Source organism: Streptomyces sp. NPDC056948 (genome assembly GCF_042674225.1).
Taxonomy (GTDB): Bacteria; Actinomycetota; Actinomycetes; order Streptomycetales; family Streptomycetaceae; genus Streptomyces; species Streptomyces purpurascens.
On the sequence record NZ_JBHUQX010000592.1, the window covers coordinates 1 to 4,397 of the forward strand.

At 73.6% G+C, this 4,397-nt stretch carries 3 protein-coding genes; all 3 read right to left on the minus strand.

Going from position 1 to position 4,397, the window contains the following annotated elements; all coding sequences use genetic code 11:
* The coding region (locus ACFTZL_RS41705) for an ABC transporter permease (RefSeq protein WP_382594865.1) at positions 1 to 989 on the minus strand (989 nt) is incomplete at its 3' end.
* On the minus strand, positions 986 to 2,554 hold the full coding sequence (locus ACFTZL_RS41710; RefSeq protein ID WP_382594868.1) for a sugar ABC transporter ATP-binding protein: 1,569 nt from the start codon (positions 2,552 to 2,554) through the stop codon (positions 986 to 988). The genes ACFTZL_RS41710 and ACFTZL_RS41705, both read right to left, overlap by 4 nt.
* Before the next feature lie 65 nt (positions 2,555 to 2,619).
* Positions 2,620 to 4,397: SpoIIE family protein phosphatase (locus tag ACFTZL_RS41715; protein ID WP_382594871.1), on the minus strand; the 1,778-nt coding region annotated here is incomplete at its 5' end.

Consider the following 4,397-nt stretch of genomic DNA (forward strand, 5'->3'; position numbering starts at 1 on the left):
GCCCCGCCGCGCAGCCTGCGCCGGGCGGCGTATCCGGCCAGGCCCACGGCGATGAGCAGGGTGCCGCCGTGGAACAGCGGGACCGTCCAGAACTCGGCGCCGAGCTGGGCGATGCCGGTGAGGCCGACGGCGAGGACGGCTACGGCGACGACGGTGCCGAGGGCGTTGGGACGGCCGGGCTTGATCGCCGTGGAGCCGAGGAGGGCGCCGACGAAGGCGGGCAGCAGATAGTCGAGGCCGACGCTCGGGTTGCCGATCTGCTGCTGGGACGCGAGCAGCACACCGGCGAAGCCGACGATCAGCCCCGAGGCGGCGAACGCGTAGACGGTGTACTTGCGGGTCGGGATGCCGACCAGGTCGGCCGCGCGCGGGTTCGATCCGACGACGTACAGGTACCGGCCGAGCGGCAGCCGTTCCAGCACCAGCCAGAGGACCCCCGCGAGGGCGAGCACGTAGAAGGCGGGGACCGGGAGGCCGAGGAACGAGGAGTCGTAGAGGTCGGTGAACACGGGCGGGAGGCCCTGCGGGCCGGGGACGATCCGGCTGCCGTCGGTGATCCAGCCGGTCACGGCGTACAGCATGCTGCCGGTTCCCAGGGTGGCGATGAAGGAGTCGATGCGGCCGAACTCGACGATGACGCCGTTGAGGACGCCCACGACCAGGCCTCCGGCGATCACCGTGAGGCAGGCGAGCGGCCAGGGCCAGGACTCGTTCACGATGAGCTGCAGCACCATCACGTGGGCCAGGCCGAGGCCGTAGCCGATGGACAGGTCGAACGCGCCGGTGACGATGGGGACCATGGCGGCGAGCGCGAGGACGGCGGGGATCGACTGGTTGGACAGGATCGAGTCGACGGTGTCCAGGGTGGGGAAGGTGTTCGGCAGGGCGAGGGAGAAGACCAGGTAGAGCACGGCGGTGAGGGCGAGCAGGCCGTAGGCGCCGATGTGGTGCCCGCCCGGCCGGCGCGGTCGGGTCCGGGGGGTCGTCATGGGTTCGTCGCGGCGCTGGACGGGGGCATGGCCGAGGCGGCCCGGGTGAGCCCGGCGACGGTGAGCGCCCTGCCGCTGAGCTCGGCCGTCACCGACCCGCGGACGAAGACCAGGGTGCGCCGGCACACGCTCGCGACCTCCTCGAAGTCCGTGGACAGGAGCAGGACCGCCAGGCCTGCCTCCAGGGCCTCGTCGAGCAGGCGGTGGATCGCGGCCTTGGCGCCGATGTCCACGCTCGCGGTCGGCTCCTCGAGGATCAGCAGCCGCAGGTCCGTGCGCAGCCAGCGGCCGATCATGGCCTTCTGCTGGTTGCCGCCGGAGAGTGTGGCGATGGGGGTCTCACTGTCGCGAGGGCGGACCGAGAACCGTTCGATCAGAGCGGCCGCCGTGGCGCGTTCGCGCCGGGGCCCGATCCAGCGCGGCGCCGCCACACCTCCCGCACGCGGGTTGGCCAGGAGGTTCTCCCGCACGGTCAACTCGGCGAGGCAGCTCTCCCGGAGCCGGTCCCCCGGCACGAACCCCACGCCGAGGCCGACGGCCTCGGCGACCGTACGGGGGTGATACGACCGTCCGTGCAGTACGGCCCGCCCGGCCAGGATCGGCCGGTCGCCGGCAAGGGCCCGGCCCAGGTCCATGTGCCCGGCGTCGGAGAGCCCGACCAGCCCCAGCACCTCCCCGCCCGCGAGCTCCAGACTGACGGGTCCGGCCAGGGGAGTGCGTACGGAGTCGAGGGTCAGGACGGGGGGTGCCCCTGCTGCCTGGGGCGTGGGTGGGTAGGCGGGGGTGGGGCGGGCGGCAGGGGGCTCCTCCTCGCCGACGATGTCCTGGACCAGGCGGGCCGGGCTGTGGTCCGCCAGGCTGCCGTGGCTGACGAGGTGGCCGTCGCGCAGGACGGCGAAGGCGTCGGCGACCTGGTAGACCTCGTCCAGGCGGTGGCTGACGTAGAGGACGGCGTGGCCGCGGTCGCGCAGGTCGTGCAGGACGTGGAAGAGCCGGGCGCTGTCCGCGGCGGGCAGGCGGGCGGTGGGCTCGTCGAGGACGATGAGCTTCGCGCGGGCCGCCAGGGCCCTGGCGATGGCGACCAGCGAGCGGTCGGCCGGCGCGAGCCCGGAGACCGGCGCGTCGGGGTCGAGGTGGGCGGCGACGATGCGCAGAGCGTCGACGCAGCGCTCACGGGTGCGGCGCCAGGAGATCAGCCCGGTCCGGCGCCCGTACCCGGTGGTCAGGGCGATGTTCTCGGCGACCGTCATCCACTCCACGAGACCGAGGTCCTGATGGATGAAGGACATGCCGCGGGTGGCGGCGGGACTGCCGAGCGGCTGCCCGTCCACCGTGATCTGCCCCGCGTCGGCGTGATGGACGCCGGCGAGCACCTTGATGAGCGTGGACTTCCCGGCCCCGTTGGGCCCGAGGAAGGCGAGCACGCTGCCCGCGTGCACATCGAGGTCGACCCCGGCCAGCGCGACGGTCCCGCCGAACCGCTTGCTGAGCCCGCGGATACGGACCAAGGGCTCCGGTCCGAAGGGCGAAGCCGCCTTCGCTGGCGTGTCGGGAGCGTCGCGCACTCGATCAAATTACAGCATTTCGGGCATTTTACGGGGTGCTGCGGCTCCAACGGGCCGCGGACGCGTCATGCGGCGTCGAGCCCGCATTCGGCCCAGATGACCTTGCCCTCCGGGAGGTAGCGCGTGCCCCAGCTCTGTGAGAGCTGCGCGACGAGGAACAGTCCGCGTCCGCCCTCGTCGGTGCCGGCGGCCCGGCGCAGATGCGGAGCGGTGTTGCTGGCGTCGGAGACCTCGCAGATCAGGGTGTGGCCGTACAGCAGCCGTACCCGGATGGGCGCGGCGCCGTGCCGGATGGCGTTGGTGATCAGCTCGCTGAGGATCAGCTCCGCGGCGAACGCGGTCTCGTCGAGCCCCCACTCGGTCAGCCGCCGCATGGCGTCCGCCCGGACCTCGCCGACGAGTGCCGGGTCGGCGGGCAGCTCCCAGGCGGCGATCCGTTCGGGGTCCAGGGCGTGGACGCGGGCCACGAGCAGGGCGATGTCGTCGTGCGGGTGCGCGGGTGCCACGGTGTCGAGGACCGCCTGGCAGGTGTCCTCGGGGGCGCGCTCCGGGTGGGCCAGGGCCGCGCGCAACTGCTCCAGGACCACGTCGACGTCACGGTTGCGGTCCTCGATGAGGCCGTCGGTGTAGAGGACCAGTTGACTGCCCTCGGGGAGGTCGACCTCGACGGCGTCGAAGGGCAGGCCCCCGAGCCCGAGCGGGGGCCCGGCTGGGAGGTCGGGGTAGGTCACGGTGCCGTCGGGGTGGACGAGCGCGGGCGGCGGGTGCCCGGCGCGGGCCATCAGGCACCGCTGCGAGGTCGGGTCGTAGACGGCGTAGAGGCAGGTCGCGCCGATGACGCCGGCGCCCTTGCCGTCGGGGTCCTCCCGGTCCAGGCGCCCCACGAGGTTGTCGAGGTGGACGAGGACCTCGTCCGGGGGGAAGTCGAGCTCGGCGAAGCTGCGCGCGGCGGTGCGCAGCCGGCCCATGGTGGCCGCGGAGAGCATGCCGTGTCCGACGACATCGCCGACGAGGAGCCCGACGCGGGCACCGGAGAGGGGGATGACGTCGTACCAGTCCCCGCCCACGTCGGACTCGGCGGGCAGATAGCGGTGGGCGACCTCGACGGCGTCCTGGTCGGGCAGCCCGTGCGGGAGGAGCCGGCGCTGGAGGGCCAGGACCATGGTGCGTTCATGGGTGTAGCGCCGGGCGTTGTCGATGGACAGGGCGGCGCGGGTGACGAGCTCCTGGGCCAGCGAACAGTCGTCGTCACCGAAGGAGCTCCCGGCGCGGTAGAAGCTGGCGATGCCCAGGAGGACACCGCGGGCGAGCAGGGGCACCGCGATGAGCGACTGGACGTGGGCCAGCAGGCGTGCGGTGTGCTCGGGGTCCTGGGCGAGCCAGCCCGCGGCGGCCTTCAGGTCCGGTTCCAGCACCGCCTCGCCGCTGTTCAGGCAGCGTAGCTGGGGCGAGGTCGGACCGAAGTCGATGCGCTTGCCGGGCGGGGTGAAGGGCAGGCCCTCACGTACGCCGTACAGCACCGTGCGGCGCAGGTCGGCGAGGGGGTCGGCGGACTCCTCGCCGCGCAGGACGGCGTCGGGCAGGTCGATGGTGACGAAGTCGGCCAGTCGCGGGACCGCCGTCTCGGCCAGTTCCTCGGCGGTGCGGCGCACGTCCAGGGTGGTGCCGATGCGGGCGCTGGCCTCGGACAGCAGCTCCAGGCGCCGGCGCGCGGCCAGGGCGTAGGCCCCGACGTGCGGCTCCCCCAGCATCACGAGCCCTCGGGCCGGGAACGGTGCCTCGGTGCGATCGTCCGTGGTGTCGCGGCCCCCGTCGGCCGCGACGGCCCCGCCCGGTCCGGCCG